This is a genomic window from Nocardioides sp., assembly GCA_037045645.1.
In the GTDB taxonomy this organism is placed as follows: Bacteria; Actinomycetota; Actinomycetes; order Propionibacteriales; family Nocardioidaceae; genus Nocardioides.
Map to the genome: position 1 here is coordinate 2,068,383 of JBAOIH010000001.1, position 17,852 is coordinate 2,086,234.

Annotated in this window: 10 protein-coding genes and 1 pseudogene; 6 read left to right on the forward strand and 5 right to left on the reverse strand. The window is 67.7% G+C overall.

What is annotated here, in order from left to right:
- Window positions 1–13: 13 nt before the first annotated feature.
- Window positions 14–2,596, reverse strand: a complete 2,583-nt coding sequence (gene glgP / locus V9G04_10295; protein ID MEI2713658.1) for an alpha-glucan family phosphorylase — start codon at window positions 2,594–2,596, stop codon at window positions 14–16.
- Window positions 2,597–2,705: 109 nt separating this feature from the next.
- Between glgP and V9G04_10300 the strand changes: the two genes are divergently transcribed.
- The 6 genes from V9G04_10300 (at window position 2,706) to ppdK (ending at window position 12,795) form a co-directional block, all read left to right on the forward strand.
- The gene (locus V9G04_10300; GenBank protein MEI2713659.1) at window positions 2,706–4,826 is read left to right on the forward strand and encodes an alpha-1,4-glucan--maltose-1-phosphate maltosyltransferase; all 2,121 of its coding nucleotides are present in this window, start codon (window positions 2,706–2,708) and stop codon (window positions 4,824–4,826) included.
- A complete protein-coding gene (locus tag V9G04_10305) occupies window positions 4,823–6,202 on the forward strand; it encodes a phosphotransferase (GenBank protein ID MEI2713660.1) in 1,380 nt (459 codons plus the stop codon). The genes V9G04_10300 and V9G04_10305 overlap by 4 nt, the downstream gene beginning before the upstream one ends.
- Window positions 6,199–8,427 (forward strand): 1,4-alpha-glucan branching protein GlgB, encoded by a 2,229-nt coding sequence (gene glgB, locus V9G04_10310; protein ID MEI2713661.1) that lies wholly within the window; start codon window positions 6,199–6,201, stop codon window positions 8,425–8,427. Before V9G04_10305 ends, glgB begins: the two co-directional genes overlap by 4 nt.
- A gap of 70 nt (window positions 8,428–8,497) precedes the next feature.
- Window positions 8,498–9,154 (forward strand): hypothetical protein, encoded by a 657-nt coding sequence (locus V9G04_10315; protein MEI2713662.1) that lies wholly within the window; start codon window positions 8,498–8,500, stop codon window positions 9,152–9,154.
- Between the two features lie 7 nt (window positions 9,155–9,161).
- Window positions 9,162–10,076, forward strand: a complete 915-nt coding sequence (locus tag V9G04_10320; GenBank protein ID MEI2713663.1) for a GNAT family N-acetyltransferase — start codon at window positions 9,162–9,164, stop codon at window positions 10,074–10,076.
- A 49-nt stretch (window positions 10,077–10,125) separates the two neighbouring features.
- Complete coding sequence (gene ppdK, locus V9G04_10325; protein ID MEI2713664.1) at window positions 10,126–12,795, forward strand: pyruvate, phosphate dikinase; 2,670 nt, start codon at window positions 10,126–10,128, stop codon at window positions 12,793–12,795.
- A gap of 90 nt (window positions 12,796–12,885) precedes the next feature.
- On the opposite strand, the gene V9G04_10330 is transcribed toward ppdK, so the two are convergent.
- The 4 genes and pseudogenes from V9G04_10330 to V9G04_10345 all read right to left on the reverse strand — a co-directional run bounded on the left by V9G04_10330 (window position 12,886) and on the right by V9G04_10345 (window position 17,704).
- A complete protein-coding gene (locus tag V9G04_10330) occupies window positions 12,886–13,824 on the reverse strand; it encodes a tetratricopeptide repeat protein (GenBank protein ID MEI2713665.1) in 939 nt (312 codons plus the stop codon).
- Between the two features lie 22 nt (window positions 13,825–13,846).
- The gene (locus V9G04_10335; GenBank protein ID MEI2713666.1) at window positions 13,847–15,058 is read right to left on the reverse strand and encodes an acetyl-CoA hydrolase/transferase C-terminal domain-containing protein; all 1,212 of its coding nucleotides are present in this window, start codon (window positions 15,056–15,058) and stop codon (window positions 13,847–13,849) included.
- A 468-nt stretch (window positions 15,059–15,526) separates the two neighbouring features.
- Window positions 15,527–16,504, reverse strand: a complete 978-nt coding sequence (gene meaB, locus V9G04_10340) for a methylmalonyl Co-A mutase-associated GTPase MeaB (protein ID MEI2713667.1) — start codon at window positions 16,502–16,504, stop codon at window positions 15,527–15,529.
- A 14-nt stretch (window positions 16,505–16,518) separates the two neighbouring features.
- A pseudogene (locus V9G04_10345) lies at window positions 16,519–17,704 on the reverse strand (acetyl-CoA C-acetyltransferase).
- Window positions 17,705–17,852: the final 148 nt, after the last annotated feature.

Consider the following 17,852-nt stretch of genomic DNA (forward strand, 5'->3'; position numbering starts at 1 on the left):
TGCTCGACCGGCCTCAGGCGGGCAGGGCGACCAGACCGAGTTCGGCCACGGCGACCAGGCGGTCGTTCTTGGGCACCACGCGCACGGTGTAACCGAACGCCCCGGACGCGTCGAGCGCGACGCTGCCGTCGAAGCGATAGCGGCCACCTTCGTACGACTCGGCGAGCGACAGCGCGTCGAAGTCCGACTCCTGCAGTTGGTCCTCGGCGTCGAGGCGACCGTGCACGAGTTGCACCTCCACCTCGTCGGGGTTGAGGTCACCGAGCGAGACGAACGCGCGTACGGAAAGCGCCGACCCCACCTCCGGGGTGTCGCTGACACCCGAGGACTCGACGTGCTCGACGCGGACCGACGGCCATTCCTCGCGCACCCGCTTCTTCCAAGCGGCGAACGCCTCGGCACCGGCGAAGTCGTTGTTGAGCGCCCGAGCGTTGCTGGCGGCGGGAGCGTAGAGCTCACGCACGTAGTCACGCACCTGGCGGGTCGCGAGCACCTTGGGGCCGAGCGACTTCAGGGTGTGGCGGACCATCTCCAGCCAACGCGTCGGGACGCCGTGTTCGTCGACGGCGTAGAACCGCGGGGCGACCTCGTTCTCGATCAGGTCGTAGAGCGCGCGCGCCTCGATGTCATCGCGCTGGTCCGGGTCGTCGATGCCGTCGGCGGACGGGATCGCCCAGCCGTTCTCGCCGTCGAACCACTCATCCCACCAGCCGTCGAGGATGGACAGGTTGAGTCCACCGTTGAGGGCCGCCTTCATGCCCGAGGTGCCACAGGCTTCGTACGGGCGCAAGGGGTTGTTGAGCCACACGTCGCAGCCCGGGTAGAGCGGCTGGGCCATCGCGATGTCGTAGTTGGGAAGGAACGCGATCCGGTGGCGGACCTCCGGGTCGTCGGCGAAGCGCACCATCTGTTGGATCAACTGCTTGCCGGTGTCGTCGGCCGGGTGTGCCTTGCCGGCGATCACGAGCTGGATCGGGCGCTCGGGATCGGTCAGCAGCCGCTTCAACCGCTCGGGGTCGCGCAGCATCAAGGTAAGGCGCTTGTACGTGGGCACGCGACGGGCGAAGCCGATCGTCAACACGTCGGGGTCGAGCGCCTTGTCGATCCAGGCCAGCTCGGCGGGAGCCGCTCCACGCTTCTGCCACGACTTGCCGATGCGCTTGCGCGCGTCCACCACCAAACGTTCGCGAAGCTTGCGCTTCAGTGCCCAGATCTCCTCGCCGGAGATCTGGTCGACCAGCGGCCAGAGAGCGTCGGTGTCGTCGGAGTCGACGTCCGCGCCGCGAGATGCCGCAAGCTCGAAGATCTCCCGGGCGACCCAGGTGGGGCCGTGCACACCGTTGGTGATCGAACCGATCGGCACCTCGGCCTCGTCGAAGGCAGGCCACAGGCCGTTGAACATCCCGCGCGAGACGTGTCCGTGCAGTTCGGAGACGCCGTTGGCGCGCTGTGCGAGACGAAAGCCCATCACGGCCATGTTGAAGACAGCCGGGTCGCCGCCTTCGTAGTCCTCAGCGCCCAGCGCGAGGATGCGATCCAGCGGCACGCCGGGAACGGCGCCGTTGTTGTTGAAGTACTGCTCGACGATGTCGCGCCCGAATCGGTCGATGCCGGCCGGGACGGGCGTGTGCGTGGTGAAGACGGTGCCCGCGCGCGAGACCTCGAGCGCGGTGTCGAAGTCGAGCTTGGGGCCGTCCTCGGCCACGGTGAGCTCACGGATGCGCTCCAGGCCCAGGAAGCCGGCATGGCCCTCGTTGGTGTGGAAGACCTCGGGGGCGGGGGCACCGGTGAGGCGGCAGAACACGCGCAGCGCGCGGACGCCGCCGACGCCCAGCAGGATCTCCTGGCGCAGCCGGTGCTCGGTCGTACCGCCATAGAGACGGTCGGTGACCTCGCGGTAGTACTGCGGGTTCTCCTCGTTGTCGGTGTCGAGCAGCAGCAACGACACCCGGCCGACCTGCGCGATCCAGATGTAGGCGACGAGTTCGGGACCGCCGGGCAGGGCGATAGTGACGCGCGCGCGAGAGCCGTCCTCCTCACGCAGCACGGTCAGCGGCAGCTCGTCGGGGTCGAGCACGGGGTAGGACTCCTGCTGCCAGCCGTCGCGGTTGAGCGACTGCTTGAAGTAGCCGTGCTTGTAGAGCAGCCCGACCCCGATCAGCGGGATGCCGAGGTCGCTGGAGGCCTTGAGGTGGTCGCCGGCCAGGATGCCAAGGCCCCCGGAGTATTGCGGCAGCGCGGCGGTGATGCCGTACTCCGGCGAGAAGTACGCGATCGAACGTGGGGCGTCTACGCCGCCGCGGCGTTGGAACCAGCGTTCGCCGGTCAGGTAGTGCTCCAGGTCACGGACGGCCTCGACGACGCGACCGGTGAAACTCTCGTCGGCCGCGAGCGCGTCGAGTCGGGCCTGGCTCAGGCCGCCCAGCAGACGCGTCGGGTCGTGGGTGACTGCCTCCCACAACTCGGGATCGGCGGCCTCGAACAGGTCCTGTGTGGGCGGGTGCCACGACCAGCGGAGGTTGGCCGCGAGAGTGCCCAGCCCGGCCAGGGCCTCAGGGAGGACGGGACGGACGGTGAAACGTCGAATAGCGCGCACCAGAGCACCGTAGCCCAATATCCTTGGATCGATCCAAACCCTGGTCGAATCCGTCTGGACCACTCCACGTCGGCTTGCGTGCACGAGCAGCGTTCGCAAGTCTGGGGCCATGGCTTCGGTGAGCAGGAGATCCAAGGCACCCACAACGACCACCAGCATCGGCCGGATCCCGGTGATGAACATCCACCCGGTCGTCGACGCCGGCAGCAACTCCCCCCGACGAGCCGCGAAAGCGACACTGGGCGAGCCCCAGCCGATCTCCGCCACGATCTTTCGCGAGGGCCACGACCGCCTGCGCGCCGAGGTCGTGCTGACCGACCCGTCCGGCACCAGACGACCGCCGATTCCGATGGTCAAGCACGGCGAGATCCCCGACCACTACACCGCATGGATCACCCCGGACCTGGAGGGCGCATGGTCGTTCGAGATCCAGGCATGGTCCGACCCGCTGGGCACGTGGGAGCACGACGCGGGCATCAAGATCCCCGCCGGCGTTGACGTCGACCTGATGTTCACCGAGGGTCGGCTGCTCTTCGAACGGGTGCTGAAGTCACTGCCGAAGACAGGCAAGTCCGGTGCGACCCAGTCCGGCGAGGTCGGCAGGTTGCTCAAGGACGCCATCGCGGTCACCAAGGACTCCAGCCGTCCGGTCGAGGCGCGCCTGGCCGCCCTGCAGGCACCTGAGTTGGTGGCGGCGCTGACGGCCAACCCGCTGCGTGAACTCGTCACCACCGCCGGTCCGTACCCCCTCTTCGCCGACCGGACACGGGCGCTCTACGGCAGCTGGTACGAGTTCTTCCCGCGATCCGAGGGCGCCACCAAGAACGAGGCGACCGGCAAAGTCACGTCGGGCAACTTCAAGACCGCCGCCAAGCGGCTCGACGCCGTCGCGGCGATGGGCTTCGACATCGTCTATCTGCCGCCGATCCACCCGATCGGCGAGGTCAACCGCAAGGGGCCCAACAACACGTTGACGCCGGGACCGGACGACACCGGATCGCCCTGGGCGATCGGCTCCAGGCACGGCGGGCACGACGCGATCCACCCGGACCTGGGCACGTTCAAGGACTTCGACGCCTTCGTGGCTCGCGCGCACGAGCTTGGCCTGGAGATCGCGCTCGACCTGGCGCTGCAAGCCGCACCGGACCACCCCTGGGCCAAGGAACACCCGGAGTTCTTCACCACCCGCGCAGACGGCACCATCGCGTACGCCGAGAACCCCCCGAAGAAGTACCAAGACATCTACCCGATCAACTTCGACAACGACCCCGAGGGCATCTACGCCGAGGTGCTGCGGATCGTGAAGTTGTGGATCAGTCACGGCATCAAGGTGTTCCGCGTCGACAACCCCCACACCAAGACCGTGGAGTTCTGGGAGCGGCTGCTCGGCGAGATCCGGCGTACGGATCCCGACGTGATCTTCCTGGCCGAAGCGTTCACCCGACCGGCGATGATGCGCGCGCTCGGCTCGGTGGGCTACCACCAGTCGTACACCTATTTCACCTGGCGCACCGAGAAGGGTGAGATCGAGGACTACCTGCGCGAGTTGGCCAGCGAGACCGACCACCTGATGCGGCCGAACTTCTTCGTCAACACCCCCGACATCCTGCACGAGTTCCTGCAGTACGGCGGGCCCGCCGCGTTCAAGATCCGAGCCGCGCTGGCCTCGATGAGTTCACCCTCGTGGGGCGTGTATGCCGGTTATGAGTTGTTCGAACACGTGGCGATCAAGCCGGGGTCGGAGGAGTACCTCGATTCGGAGAAGTTCCAGATCCGGATCCGCGACTGGGAGAAGGCGACCGCCGAGGGCCGCACCCTGGCGCCGTACCTGACCAGACTCAACGAGATCCGCCGCGCACATCCAGCACTCCAGCAACTGCGCAACATCACCATTCACCGCACCGACGACGACCACATCCTGGCGTTCTCGAAATCGGCAAGTGGTTTCGAGACGCCCGCTAGCGCGGGCTCCTCAACCACCGGCGGCGCGGGCTCCTCAACAACCGGCGGCGCGCCCGACACCGTCATCGTGGTGATCAACCTCGACCCGCACGGCACCCGGGAGACGACCGTCCATCTCGATATGCCGGCGCTCGGCTTGGAGTGGGACGACTCGTTCGTCGTCCACGACGAGATCACCGGCGACCAGTGGACGTGGGGCGAGCGCAACTACGTACGCCTCGACCCGCATGTCGAGCCCGCGCACATCCTCGCGGTGCGGAACCGATGACGGGGCCTGACCTGGCCGACATCGCCCGCTACCTCGGGGAGGCCCGCTGGTTCGGCGGGAAGGGGCGCCCATTCCGGCTCGTGGAGTCGCGCCCACTGGGCTCCGTCTCGCCGACCGTCTCGGTTGACCTCGTGACGGTTTCGTACGACGACGCGGCGGGCGGCGAGGAGTGCTACCAACTCCCGCTCGTCGTCCATCCCTCGGAGCAACCGCAGCTGGCGCGGGCGCTGATCGGGCGCTCTGGCGAGGCGTGGGTGTATGACGCGGTGCACGACGCGAGCGCGATGGGGGCGCTGTTGGGTGGTTTCGAGACGCCCGCTGACGCGGGCTCCTCCACCACCGGTGACGCTGACGCGGGCTCCTCAACCACCGGTGACGCTGACGCGGGCTCCTCCACCACCGGGGGGTTGGCGTTTCATGCCTTGCCCGGCGCTGCTGTCAGCGGGTTCGGGGCGCCGCGGGTCTTCGCCGGTGAGCAGTCCAACAGCAGCGTGATGTTCGGCGATCAGGCCGTGCTCAAGTTCTTCCGCAAGGTGACGCCTGGTGAGAACCCCGATGTCAGCATTCACGAGGCTCTGACGGTCGCCGGTTCGCCCAGCGTGGCAGCGCTCTACGGCTGGTACGGATCGGGCGACCTGGTGCTCGGCATGCTCCAGGAGTTCCTCACGGGAGCGACCGATGGCTGGGACCTGGCGCTGGAACGCGTCCGCACCGGGGCCGACCTCACCGACGAGGCAGCCGCGCTCGGTCGGGCCGTACGCGACGTCCATGCCGCGCTTGCCACGGCGTTCCCCACCCGTGACCGCACCCCGTCCGACCTGGCCACGCTGTCCGGCTCGATGATCGCGCGACTCGACGCGGCGGTGTCGATCGCCCCGGCGCTCGCACCCCACGTACCAGCGTTGCGCCGCACCTACGACGCCGTGCGCGACCTCCCCGGGGACCGGATCACCCGGATCCACGGCGATCTGCACCTGGGTCAGACCCTGCGTACGGACTCCGGCTGGAAGATCGTCGACTTCGAGGGCGAGCCCGCCAAGACGCTCGCCGAACGCCTTCAACCCGACTCCCCTTGGCGCGACGTCGCCGGCATGTTGCGCTCGTTCGACTACGCCCCCAAGGCCGATGCCATGCAGCACGGCTCGGCCGATCTGCAGGCCGCTACCGCGTGGTCGGCACGGCATCAAGAGGCGTTCTTGGCCGGCTATCGCGCCGGATCCCACGAGACCGACGCCGAGCAGCGCCTCCTCGCGGCGTACATCGCGGACAAGGCGGTGTATGAAGTGGTGTACGAGGCGCGCAACCGCCCCACCTGGATCTCGATCCCACTCGCGGCGATCGCGGAACTGACCTCCCCGGAGGGAGAACCTTCATGACTGATGGCACTCGCATTCCCCTCAAGCCGGCCGACGCCGCCGAGCTCGACCTCTTGATCCGTGGCGAGCACGGCAGTCCGCATTCACTGCTCGGCGGCCATGTGTACGAGGGGGCTGTCACGGTGCGGGCGTTCCGTCCCTTGGCCAAGTCGGTGACGGTCAAGGTAGGCGACGAGCGCTACCCCCTGGAGCACGAGTACGACGGCATCTGGGCCGGGGTGGTCGCGACCGGGGACGAGGCGACAGAGGTCCCCGACTACCGCATCGAGGTGACCTACGACCAGGACCTGCGCCTGGTCCAGGACGACCCGTACCGGTTCCTGCCGACCCTGGGGGAAACCGACCTGCACCTGATCAACGAGGGTCGGCACGAGAACCTCTGGGAGGTGCTCGGGGCGCACGTGCATCACTACCAAGGTCCCCTCACGACAGTCGTCGGCGCGTCGTTCGCGGTGTGGGCGCCCGGCGCCCGCGGCGTACGCGTGAAGGCGGACTTCAACGACTGGGACGGCCGCCAGCATCCGATGCGCCAACTCGGCTCCTCGGGCGTGTGGGAGTTGTTCGTACCCGACGTGGGCTCGGGCACCTGCTACAAGTACGCCGTGCTCGGCGCGGACAGCGTCTGGACAGAACGTGCCGATCCGATGGCGTCGTACGCCGAGGTGCCGCCGCTGACCGCCTCCGTGGTCTACGAGTCCCGCTACAAGTGGGGTGACGCGGACTGGATGCAGGCCCGCACGGAGAAGTCCGCGGTGGCCGAGCCGATGTCGGTCTACGAGGTCCACCTGGCGTCGTGGCGACGCCACTGGGACGGCACTCCCCTGGGCTGGGGCGAGTTGGCCGACGAACTCACCACGTACGTCACCGACCTGGGTTTCACCCACGTCGAATTGATGCCGGTGATGCAGCACCCGTTCGGCGGCTCGTGGGGATACCACGTGACGTCCTATTACGCCCCCGACTCGCGTTTGGGTGATCCCGACGGCTTCCGCTACTTCGTCGACCGGATGCACCAGGCCGGCATCGGGGTGATCCTTGACTGGGTCCCCGGGCACTTCGCGACCGATGAATGGGCGCTGCCCCGGTTCGACGGAACGCCGTTGTACGAGGACCCGAACCCCCAGCGCGGCTGGCATAAGGGCTGGGGTTCACACATCTTCAACTTCGGGCGCCATGAGGTGCGCAACTTCCTCTACGCCAATGCGATCTATTGGTTGGAGGAGTTCCACTGCGACGGCCTGCGCGTCGACGCCGTCGCCTCGATGCTGTATCTCGACTACGACCGCGAACCCGGCGAGTGGACGCCCAACAAGCACGGCGGGCGCGAGAACCTCGAGGCGGTGCAGTTCCTGCAGGAGATGAACGCGACCGTCTATCGCCGCGTGCCCGGAGCGGTCACGATCGCCGAGGAATCGACCTCATGGCCCGGTGTGACTCGCCCTACCGATTTCGACGGTCTGGGCTTCGGGTTCAAGTGGAACATGGGCTGGATGAACGACACGCTGCGCTATCTGGCGCGCGAGCCGGTCCACCGCGGCCACCACCACGGCGAGATGACCTTCTCCTTGGTCTACGCCTTCTCGGAGAACTACGTGCTGCCGATCAGCCACGACGAGGTGGTGCACGGCAAGGGCTCCTTGCTGCGCAAGATGCCCGGCGACCGCTGGCAGCAGCTAGCCAACCTGCGCGCGTTCTTGGGCTTCATGTGGGCGCACCCGGGCAAGCAGTTGCTGTTCATGGGCTCGGAGTTCGGCCAGGAGTCCGAATGGGCCGAGTCACGCCAACTCGACTGGTGGTTGTTGGAGCACGTGGAACACCAGGGCGTGCAGAGTCTCGTACGCGACCTCAACGCGCTCTACGTCTCCTCCCCCGCGTTGTTCGCCACCGACAATCAACCCGAGGGTTTCCAGTGGCTCGACGCCGATGACGCGGGCCGCAACACGTTCTCGTTCCTGCGGCGCACCGAGGACGGCGACGCTAGGGAGGGCGACGAGTTGGTCTGCGTCACCAACTTCTCGGCCATGCCGCATGGCGACTTCCGCCTCGGCTTCCCCGCAGCCGGAGAGTGGCGCGAAGTGCTCAACACCGACGCTGCGGCCTACTCCGGGTCGGGTGTCGGCAACATGGGTGCGGTCATCGCTGCCGAAGACCCGTGGCAGGGCCAGCCTGCCTCGGCCACGATCACAGTGCCGCCGCTGGCAACCGTGTGGTTCAAGCGGGCGTAGGGGCATTGCGCATAGCGCGCAGAACCCGGGTGGCTGCCGCGCACCGCGCAAACCCGGTCATCGTGTGGACATGCCCAAGATGATCGACTACGCCTCGCGATTCGAGTTCCTGCACGAAGGCGCCCTCGAGTGGGTCCTCGACCACGGAAACAGCGCGTTCAGCAGGCGCGCGTTCGCGAAATATCTTGGCATCTCAGACATCAAGATCCGTCGCCTCGTCGCGCCCGAGGCTGACCTGCGGGGCTTGGCAGCGACAGCTGTATGCAACCGTCGCCGCTTCGCCAGTCGAGGGCGAGGTGGTCGGTTCGACCCGGCAGAGTCTTCGTTGCAGGAGCGCATCGAGCAGGCAGTGGTCGTGGCTGCGGGCGCGCTGCCGGACACGCCCGACCTGATCCCGATGGAACTCGTGGGCCTTCAACTCAGCCTGTCCAGACCGCTGAGCAGCGAGGTGCCGCGTTCGCCGTACGACCATGAGGGCACCATCCGTCAGCGGATGCAGGTCGCCGAGCGAGGCTGGGCTGATCCCGAACCAGTGCCCCGGCCGGGCGCTCTCGGCGCGACTGACAAGACTGCTGAGCACGAAGAAGCGCTCGACGACCTCGAGACGCTGCTCGAAGGGATCACCGTCCGCATCGTGCTCCAGGAGATCACGGGTGAGGAGGGGCTGAGCACCGCTCGACGATGGCTCACCGAGACCGCCACGCGGATTGCGCCCCGCATGCCATGATCGCGACGTGAGCCCACCGGAGCCTGCATCCGAGCACCCCACTCTGACTGACGGGACCGTCACCCTTCGCCCGGTCAGCGACGACGGTGTCGCCGGCCGATTCGAGATCGAGGTCGGGGACGACGTCGTCGGCGAACTCGGTCTCCAGCGGCTCGACCCGCACACGGTCGAGTTGTCGTGGCGGCTCAACGAGGCAGTACGCAAGCGCGGGTATGCCACGCGCGCCCTTCGCACGCTGGTCGACTGGGCGCTCACCGACACCGACGATGGCGGTTTCGGTATCAGCCGGGTGCAGGCCAGGGTCGCCGCCGACAACACCGATGCGCTCCGGCTCGCCACCCGGGGTGGGATGAGCCGCGAGGGCACCCAACGGGTGGTCCCTGGCACCGGCGATCGCGAGGAGACGACGGAGTACGTCGTGTTCTCCCGGCTGGCCACCGACCCGCCCTTGAGCGATCCCAGCAGTTTTCGCAGCCTGCTCAACGCGATGCTGCCGCGCAAGCGCGCCATCGGGCAGATGCTGGTGAGGGACCCCGACGGGAGGGTCCTGCTGTGCCAGTTGACGTACAAACGCGACTGGGATCTGCCGGGCGGTGTCGTCGAGGTCGGCGAGAACCCCAAGGAGGCCGTCGCCCGGGAGGTCACCGAGGAACTCGGGCTCACGATCGACGCGGGCGACCTGCTGATCACCGACTGGCTGCCCCCGTGGGGAGGCTGGGACGATGCGCTGTGTCTGGTCTTCGACGGCGGCACCCATGCTCCGGCGATCCTGGCTGGCATGGTCACGCAGGTGCGCGAGATCCGTACGGCCGAATTCTGCACGTTGGAACAGATCGACGAGCGCTGCACGGACTTCACCGCGCGCCGGATTCGCGCCGCGCTGGCCAGTCCCGGGTCGGTGTTCACCGAATCCGGTCGCTGACCCCTAGACCCGCCTCCCGCCCGGGGGCCGACAATGACAAGATCAGATCATGGGTACTCAGGGTTACGTTCACGACTTCCGCGATGGTGACAAGGATCAGAAGGACCTGCTCGGCGGCAAAGGCGCCAATCTTGCCGAGATGACCCGACTGGGACTGCCTGTGCCGCCCGGTTTCACGATCGACACCGAGGCCTGCCGGGCGTACCTGCGCGAGGGCCACGAACCCGACGGACTCGCCGAGCAGGTCACCGAGCACCTGGCCCGGCTTGAGCAGGACATGGGGCGCAGACTCGGCGACGCGGACGACCCGCTGCTGGTGTCGGTGCGCTCGGGGGCAAAGTTCTCGATGCCCGGCATGATGGAGACGGTGCTCAACATCGGCCTCAACAACGAGTCGGTCCAGGGCCTGGCGAAACAGTCCGGTGAGCGGTTCGCGTTGGATTCCTACCGCCGACTGATGCAGATGTTCGGCAGCACCGTGCTCGGCATCGACGGCGACCTCTTCGAGGAAGCCCTCGACGAGATCAAGCAGGCCCGTGGCACCACCGAGGACACCGACCTGGACCCCGCAGCGCTGCGCGAACTGTTGGATCGCTACCGCTACATCTATCGCCACCAGGTCGATCGCGACTTCCCGCAGGACCCCCGCGAGCAGATGGACCTGGCGATCCGCGCCGTATTCGATTCGTGGAACACCGATCGCGCGCGGCTCTACCGACGCCAAGAACGCATCCCCGAGGACCTCGGTACGGCCGTCAATGTCCAGGCGATGGTCTTCGGCAACACCGGCGAGGACTCGGGCTCGGGCGTCTGCTTCACCCGTGACCCGGCGTCCGGCGACCAGGGTGTGTACGGCGACTACCTCCAAAACGCCCAAGGTGAGGACGTCGTCGCAGGCATTCGCAACACGGTGCCGCTGGCGGACCTGGAGCAGATCGACAAGAAGTCGTACGACTCGCTGATCGCGATCATGGACAAACTCGAGAAGCACTACAAGGACATGTGCGACATCGAGTACACCATCGAACGCGGCAAGTTGTGGATGTTGCAGACGCGGGTCGGCAAGCGTACGCCCGAAGCCGCCTTCCGGATCGCGGTGCACATGGCCGACGAGGGCCTGATCGATCTCGACGAGGCGCTTACCCGAGTGACCGGAGCGCAGTTGGCGAACCTGATGTTCCCGCGCTTCGACGACAACGCCCAACGCAAGCTCATCGCGAAGGGCATGAACGCCTCCCCCGGTGCCGCTGTCGGCAAGGCCGTCTTCGACTGGGCGACAGCCGTCGAGTGGGCCGAGCGCGGCGAGGACGTGATATTGGTGCGCAAGGAGACCACGCCCGACGACCTGGCGGGCATGATGGCTGCGCGCGGCATCCTCACCTCGCGCGGGGGCAAGACCTCGCACGCGGCGGTCGTCGCCCGCGGCATGGGGCGTACGTGCGTATGCGGGGCCGAGTCGTTGGACGTGAACGCCAAGAGCGGCCACTTCGTCGTGCGCGACGGTTTGACCGTCCGCGAAGGCGACGTCATCTCGATCGACGGATCGACCGGCGAGGTGTTCCTCGGTGCGGTGCCTGTCGTGGACTCCCACGTAGTGCGCTACTTCGAGGGCGAGGACGTCGACGACCCGCTGGTGGAGGCCGTGGCGCGATTGATGGATCACGCGGACTCCAAGCGTCGGCTCAAGATCCGCGCCAACGCCGACAGTCCGGAGGACTCCAGCCGCGCGCGCCGCTTCGGAGCTCAAGGTGTCGGCCTTTGCCGCACCGAGCACATGTTCCTGGGCGAGCGTCGCCAACTCGTGGAGAACCTGATCATCGCCGAAACTCCCGAGGAGCAGGACGCCGCGCTCGAAGAGTTGCTGCCGCTGCAGCGCCAGGACTTCATGGAGATCCTGGAGGCGATGGACGGTCTGCCCGTCACGATCCGGCTCATCGACCCACCGCTGCACGAGTTCCTGCCCGACTTCACCGAATTGTCGGTGACGATGGCGGTCGCGGAGATGCACGGCCAGCGCAAGAAGCACCAGCGCAGACTGCTGGATGCGGTCCGACGCCTGCACGAGGCCAACCCCATGCTCGGCATGCGCGGCGTCCGGCTGGGGATCACGATCCCGCACCTGTTCACGATGCAGGCCCGCGCGATCCTGGAGGCCGCGGCGGCCCGGATCAAGGCCGGCGGTGACCCCCGGCCCGAGATCATGGTGCCGCTGGTGGGCACGCACCGCGAGTTGGAGGTCGTACGCTCCGAGATCCTGCGGATCGCCGAGGACGTGCAGGCCAGCTTCGGCGCGGAACTACCCGTGCACATCGGCACCATGATCGAACTCCCGCGCGCGGCTGTGACGGCCGATCAGATCGCGCCGTCGGCAGAGTTCTTCTCCTTCGGCACCAACGACCTGACCCAGATGACGTGGGGTTTCTCCCGAGACGACGTGGAGGCGTCGTTCTTCTCGACCTATCTCGAGCACGGCATCTTCGCGGTCTCACCGTTCGAGAGCATCGACGTCGAGGGGGTCGGCTCCCTGGTCAAGCGTGCTGTCGAACTCGGACGAGGTGCTCGCCCCGACATCCACCTGGGTGTCTGCGGCGAGCACGGCGGAGACCCGACCTCGATCCACTTCTTCGACGAGGTCGGGCTGGACTACGTCTCGTGCTCGCCCTTCCGGGTCCCCGTGGCCCGTCTGGAGGCAGGCCGCGCCGCCCTCACCGCTGGTTGAGGAGAGCCCTCACCACTGGTTGAGGAGAGCCCTCACCGCTGGTTGAGGAGCGGCCGCAGGCCGCGTCTCGAAACCACCTCGAAACCAACCTCAGAACAACGCGGACGCCAACGACTGACGCCCCTTCAGCACCCGGGCGTCGTCGCTGCCGACCGCGGCGAAGAGGCCGAGCAGGTGATCGCGAGCGGCCGTGCGTTCGTCACCGGACGTACGCCGCACCAGGTCGATCAGTCGCAAGAACGCATCCTCCACGTGACCTCCGAGCAGGTCGAGGTCGGCGACCAGAGTCTGCGCGGCCACGTCATCGGGCGCGGCAGCCGCGGCGGCGCGGGCCTGATTGAGATCGGCATTCATCGCCCGCTGCAGCACCTTGGCCATCGCCAGGCCCGCGACTGCTTCCTGGTCGGCGGGATTGGCGTCGACGAGTTTTTGGTACTCCACCACAGCGGCGTCGATGTCGTTGCGCTCCAGCGCATCCTGGGCTGCCGCGTAACGCGGGTCGGGCGCAGGCTCCGCGTCCTCGTCCACGGGCACGGCGTCGGCCCGAGGCTGATGACGTCCGGTGATGCCGGACGCGGTCAACTGCTGTCCCAGTTGCTGCAGCAACATCCGCAGATCCTCGGCAGGCAGCACACCCGGGATCGGCTGGGTCGCCGGGCGGCCCTCCAAGATCACCAGCAGCAGGGGCACCTGCTGGATCTGCATCGCCTGCGCGATGGCCGGCTGGGCGTCGATGTCGGCCAGCGCGGCCAGGAAGCGGCCGTCGTACTCGCCCACGACAGCCGCGACCTCGCCCGCATAGTCGGCGGTCTCGGGCGCGCGAGAAGGCGAATAGAAGACCAGCAGCACCGGTGCGGTCATCGACGACTCGAGGACCGACTGGAAGTTCTGCTCGGTCACCTCGATGTCGTACGCACCGCCTGCCGCGCGACTGGGCGCTGGCGCACCACTCGCGCCGGAAGGAGGCGGGGTCCGCTTGAGCGCGGACAGGTCGACGGCACCGGGACGGCTGAAGGGAACCTGCGTCATAGGCGCAATCCTAGGGATCGACTCACGCGAGTCCGAGTGCGGCGGCCTCTTCCCACAACTCGTCGCGTACGGACGGGTGCGCTGCCTGGTCGATCAGTTCGCGCGCTTGCGCCTTCTGGTCACGTCCGAAAACCTCTGCCGTGCCCTGCTCGGTGACCACGGCACTCATCTGGAACGACGTCACCGGCTCGTCGACCAGCGGCACGATCGTGGAGCAGTCGGCCTTGGGGTGCCACGACTTCAACGCGATCACGGCCTGCCCACCCTGGGAGTGCAGCGCACCCACGATGAAGTCGGTCTGGCCACCGAAGCCCGAGTGGATCCTTGCCTTGATTCGCGACGCGTTGGCCTGACCGAACAGGTCGACCTGGAGCGCGGTGTTGACGGAGACCATCTGCGGGTTGCGCGCGATCCGCGCAGGGTCGTTCGTACGCTCCGTGCGGACCATCTTGATGCGCTCGTTGCCGTCGACCCAGTCGAGCAACTCCGGGGACCCGAACAGGAAGGAGGAGCAGATCGGCACCGCCAGGTCGAGAGCACCGGCCTCCTCCAGCGCCAAGACACTGTCGCTGAACATCTCGGTCCAGATCCGCAGCCCGCGGCGTCGTGTCAACCCGTGCAGGGTCGCGTCCGGGACGGCACCGATGCCGGCCTGGAGGGTTGAGCCATCCTTGACCCGGGAGGCCACCAGCGCACCGATGGCCGCGGAGGACTCGTCGATCGCGCCCGCCGGAGCGGTCGGCAGCGGGGCGCTGGCCTCGACCAGCAGATCGAACTTGTCGACCTTGATCTCGGCGTCACCGAAGGTCCACGGCATGTGCTCGTTGACCTGGGCGACCACCTTGCCGCCGTTGCGTCGGCACGCCTCGATCGCCGCCGGCAACACGTTGACCTCGACTCCGAGCGATACCCGGCCGTTGCGCGGTTTGGTGGTGTGGACGACCACCAGATCCGGCACCTGCGGGCCGTGGAAGAGCTCGGGCACCAGGCTGAGTCGGCAGGGCACGTACGCCAGGCGGGAACTGCGGCGCTGGCCGGGGCCGACGAAGGAGGTCTCGAGGGTGACGCCCTCGCGGTCCGGCAGGCCGTGCTGACCGTTGAGTGCCCAGAGGCGATAGGACGCGAGTCGCTGGTCGATCTGGGCGAGTACGGCCGACGGGGTCGCATGGTTGCCGGAGATCACTATCCGGGGGTTGTCAGGCAGCGAGTCGAGCACGGAAGCGAGCGCGGTCATGTGGATATTCGATCACCTGAACGGCGCTGGTGCCGCATCGGGGGCGATTCGTCACCGAAGCCGACTTCAATGCACACGCGTCGAGCAGACGCGAGTCCGTGGGGCGGAAAGTTTCCGCCAGATTATCCCGCAACTCACTGGCAATAGTTGCCGTTCTCTGGATTCTGACAGTGGAGGGTTTTGGAATAGTTGCCAACTGTTGTTTAGGGTTCAACAGCCAGTCCGGGTCGCCGGGCGGGCGCACTGCATGTCATGCCGGCACCCCCAGCGTCGGTCGGCTGGACCCGAAATCCCCCCACTCCACCCCCCTAGGGTCCCAGCCGAGATCATGAGCAGCAGTGCAGCGAGAGGCAGCAACTGCCACTCACGGCGGCGCCGCACGATCCCCCATTTCGTGCGTCGCCGCCGTTCGGCATTTGCCGGTTGACGACCAGCTTGGGGTGTGAGCGGCCAGATCGTGTGCCCGCATCAGCTGCGCGCGTCCAGCAGTCGGTCGGCGGCCGCGTAGGGGTCGAGCACCCCGTCGGCGACCTCGGTGGCGAGGTCGGCTGCCACCCCTGCGCCCGCCGGCGACCAGGCAGCTCTGAGTCTGGCGATCGCAATCGCCTCGATCTCCTGGGCAGCGCGCACCGCGCGTCGCCTGCTGCGCTCCCCTGTCTCCTCGAGCCACCTCAGGTGCGTCGCGAGCGCATCCGCGACCGCGTCAATACCCTGCCCCTGCGAGGCCACGGTCGCGAGGATCGGTGGCTGCCAGTCGTCGCGAGCCGCGCCCATCCCCAGCATGCGGCGCAGGTCGCGGCGTACCTGAGTCGCGCCGTCACGGTCGGCCTTGTTGACGACGTAGACGTCACCGATCTCCAAGATTCCGGCCTTGGCCGCCTGGATGCCGTCCCCGCCACCCGGCGCCAACAAGATGACGGTGGTGTCGGCCTGGCCGGCGATCTCGACCTCGCTCTGACCCACGCCCACGGTCTCGACGAGGATCACGTCGCAGCCCGCCGCATCGAGCACCCGGATCGCCTGCGGCGTCGACCACGCGAGTCCCCCGAGGTGTCCGCGCGAGGCCATCGAGCGGATGAACACACCCCGATCGAGGGCGTGGTCGGCCATCCGGATGCGATCACCCAGCAGTGCGCCGCCCGTGAAAGGTGACGACGGGTCGACGGCGAGCACACCGACGGTGTGACCGCGGGCACGCAGTTGGCCGACCAGCGCGTTGGTCGAGGTGGACTTGCCCACACCCGGCGGCCCGGTCAGGCCCACGACGTGGGCTCGCCCAGCCAGCGGTGCGAGTGCAGCCATCAACTCTCGCAGCAGCGGGGACTCGTCCTCCACGAGCGAGATCGCCCGTGCGACCGAACGAGGGTCGCCGGTGCGCAGTCGTGCAACAAGATCGGGGACCGACGCCGCGGTGCGGCGCCGATCCCCGGATCCAGAAGCAGTCACGAAGCGGTCAACCCTCAGGCAGACGGCACGCGGATGATCAGCGCGTCGCCTTGGCCACCGCCACCACACAGGGCCGCAGCACCGGTGCCACCGCCTCGGCGCTTGAGTTCGTGGGCCAGGTGCAGCACGATCCGCGCACCCGACATCCCGACCGGGTGGCCCAGTGCGATCGCGCCACCGTTGACGTTGACGACGTCGTCGCCGACGCCGAGGGCCCGAGCCGACTCGATGCCTACGGCAGCGAAGGCCTCGTTGAGTTCGAAGAGGTCGATGTCGCTGACCGCGATGCCTTCCTTGTCGGCCGCGGCCTTGATCGCGTTGGCGGGCTGCATCTGCAGCGTCGAGTCAGGGCCTGCGACCTGGCCGGACGCTCCGATCTCGGCGAGCCACTCCAGACCGAGTTCTTCGGCCTTGGCCTTGCTCATCACCACGACCGCGCACGCGCCGTCGGAGATCTGCGAGGCGGAGCCGGCCGTGATGGTGCCTTCCTTGGAGACCGGGCGCAGCCCGGCGAGCGTCTCGGCGGTGGTGTCGCCGCGCACGCCCTCGTCCTGGGTCACCTCGATGTCTCCCTTGCGGGTCGAGATCACGACCGGGACGACCTCGTCGTCGAACACACCGTTCTTCCAGGCCAACGCGGCGCGCTGGTGCGATTGGGCCGAGAACTCGTCCTGCTCCTGGCGCGTCAACGCAGCACCCGAGGCGTTGTGCCCGTCGGTGAGGTTGATCATGGCCTGCTTGGTGAACTGGTCGTAGAGCGCGTCGTAGGCCATCGAGTCCACCAGAGCCGTGTCGCCGTACTTGAAGCCTTCGCGCGACTTGGGCAGCAGGTGCGGCGCCTGGGTCATGGACTCCATGCCACCGGCCACCACCACTTCGTGCTCACCGGCGCGGATCAGCTGATCGGCCATCGCGATCGCGTTGATGCCCGGAGAGGCAGACCTTGTTGATGGTGATCGCCGGGACGTTCATCGGCACGCCACCCTTGACCGCAGCCTGGCGGGCGGCGATCTGGCCGGCGCCGGCCTGGATGACCTGGCCCATGATCACGTAGTCGACCTGGTCACCGGTGATGCCGGCCTTCTCCAGGGCGCCCTTGATGGCGACGCCACCGAGGTCGGCGGCCGACTGGTCCTTCAAACCGCCGAGCAGGCGGCCGATCGGGGTGCGAGCACCGGCGACGATGACGGATCCGGACATGAGTCCTCCAAGAGTTCGTACGAATTCAGACGTTGTCGCGACGACTACCCACCGCTCTGCGCGCCCGGGAGGCTCGTTGCGAGATCGTCTGCGAGGAATAAGTCACACGACCGCAGGTGGCCTCCTCGCGCGACGGCGTACGACCATG

Bases quoted from the DNA above. Each gene is read 5' to 3' on its own strand.
- V9G04_10315 (MEI2713662.1), top strand. From the start codon at position 8,498: ATGCCCAAGATGATCGACTACGCCTCGCGATTCGAGTTCCTGCACGAA.
- V9G04_10330 (MEI2713665.1), bottom strand. From the start codon at position 13,824: ATGACGCAGGTTCCCTTCAGCCGTCCCGGTGCCGTCGACCTGTCCGCG.
- glgB (MEI2713661.1), top strand. From the start codon at position 6,199: ATGACTGATGGCACTCGCATTCCCCTCAAGCCGGCCGACGCCGCCGAG.
- V9G04_10335 (MEI2713666.1), bottom strand. From the start codon at position 15,058: ATGACCGCGCTCGCTTCCGTGCTCGACTCGCTGCCTGACAACCCCCGG.
- V9G04_10300 (MEI2713659.1), top strand. From the start codon at position 2,706: ATGGCTTCGGTGAGCAGGAGATCCAAGGCACCCACAACGACCACCAGC.
- ppdK (MEI2713664.1), top strand. From the start codon at position 10,126: ATGGGTACTCAGGGTTACGTTCACGACTTCCGCGATGGTGACAAGGAT.
- V9G04_10305 (MEI2713660.1), top strand. From the start codon at position 4,823: ATGACGGGGCCTGACCTGGCCGACATCGCCCGCTACCTCGGGGAGGCC.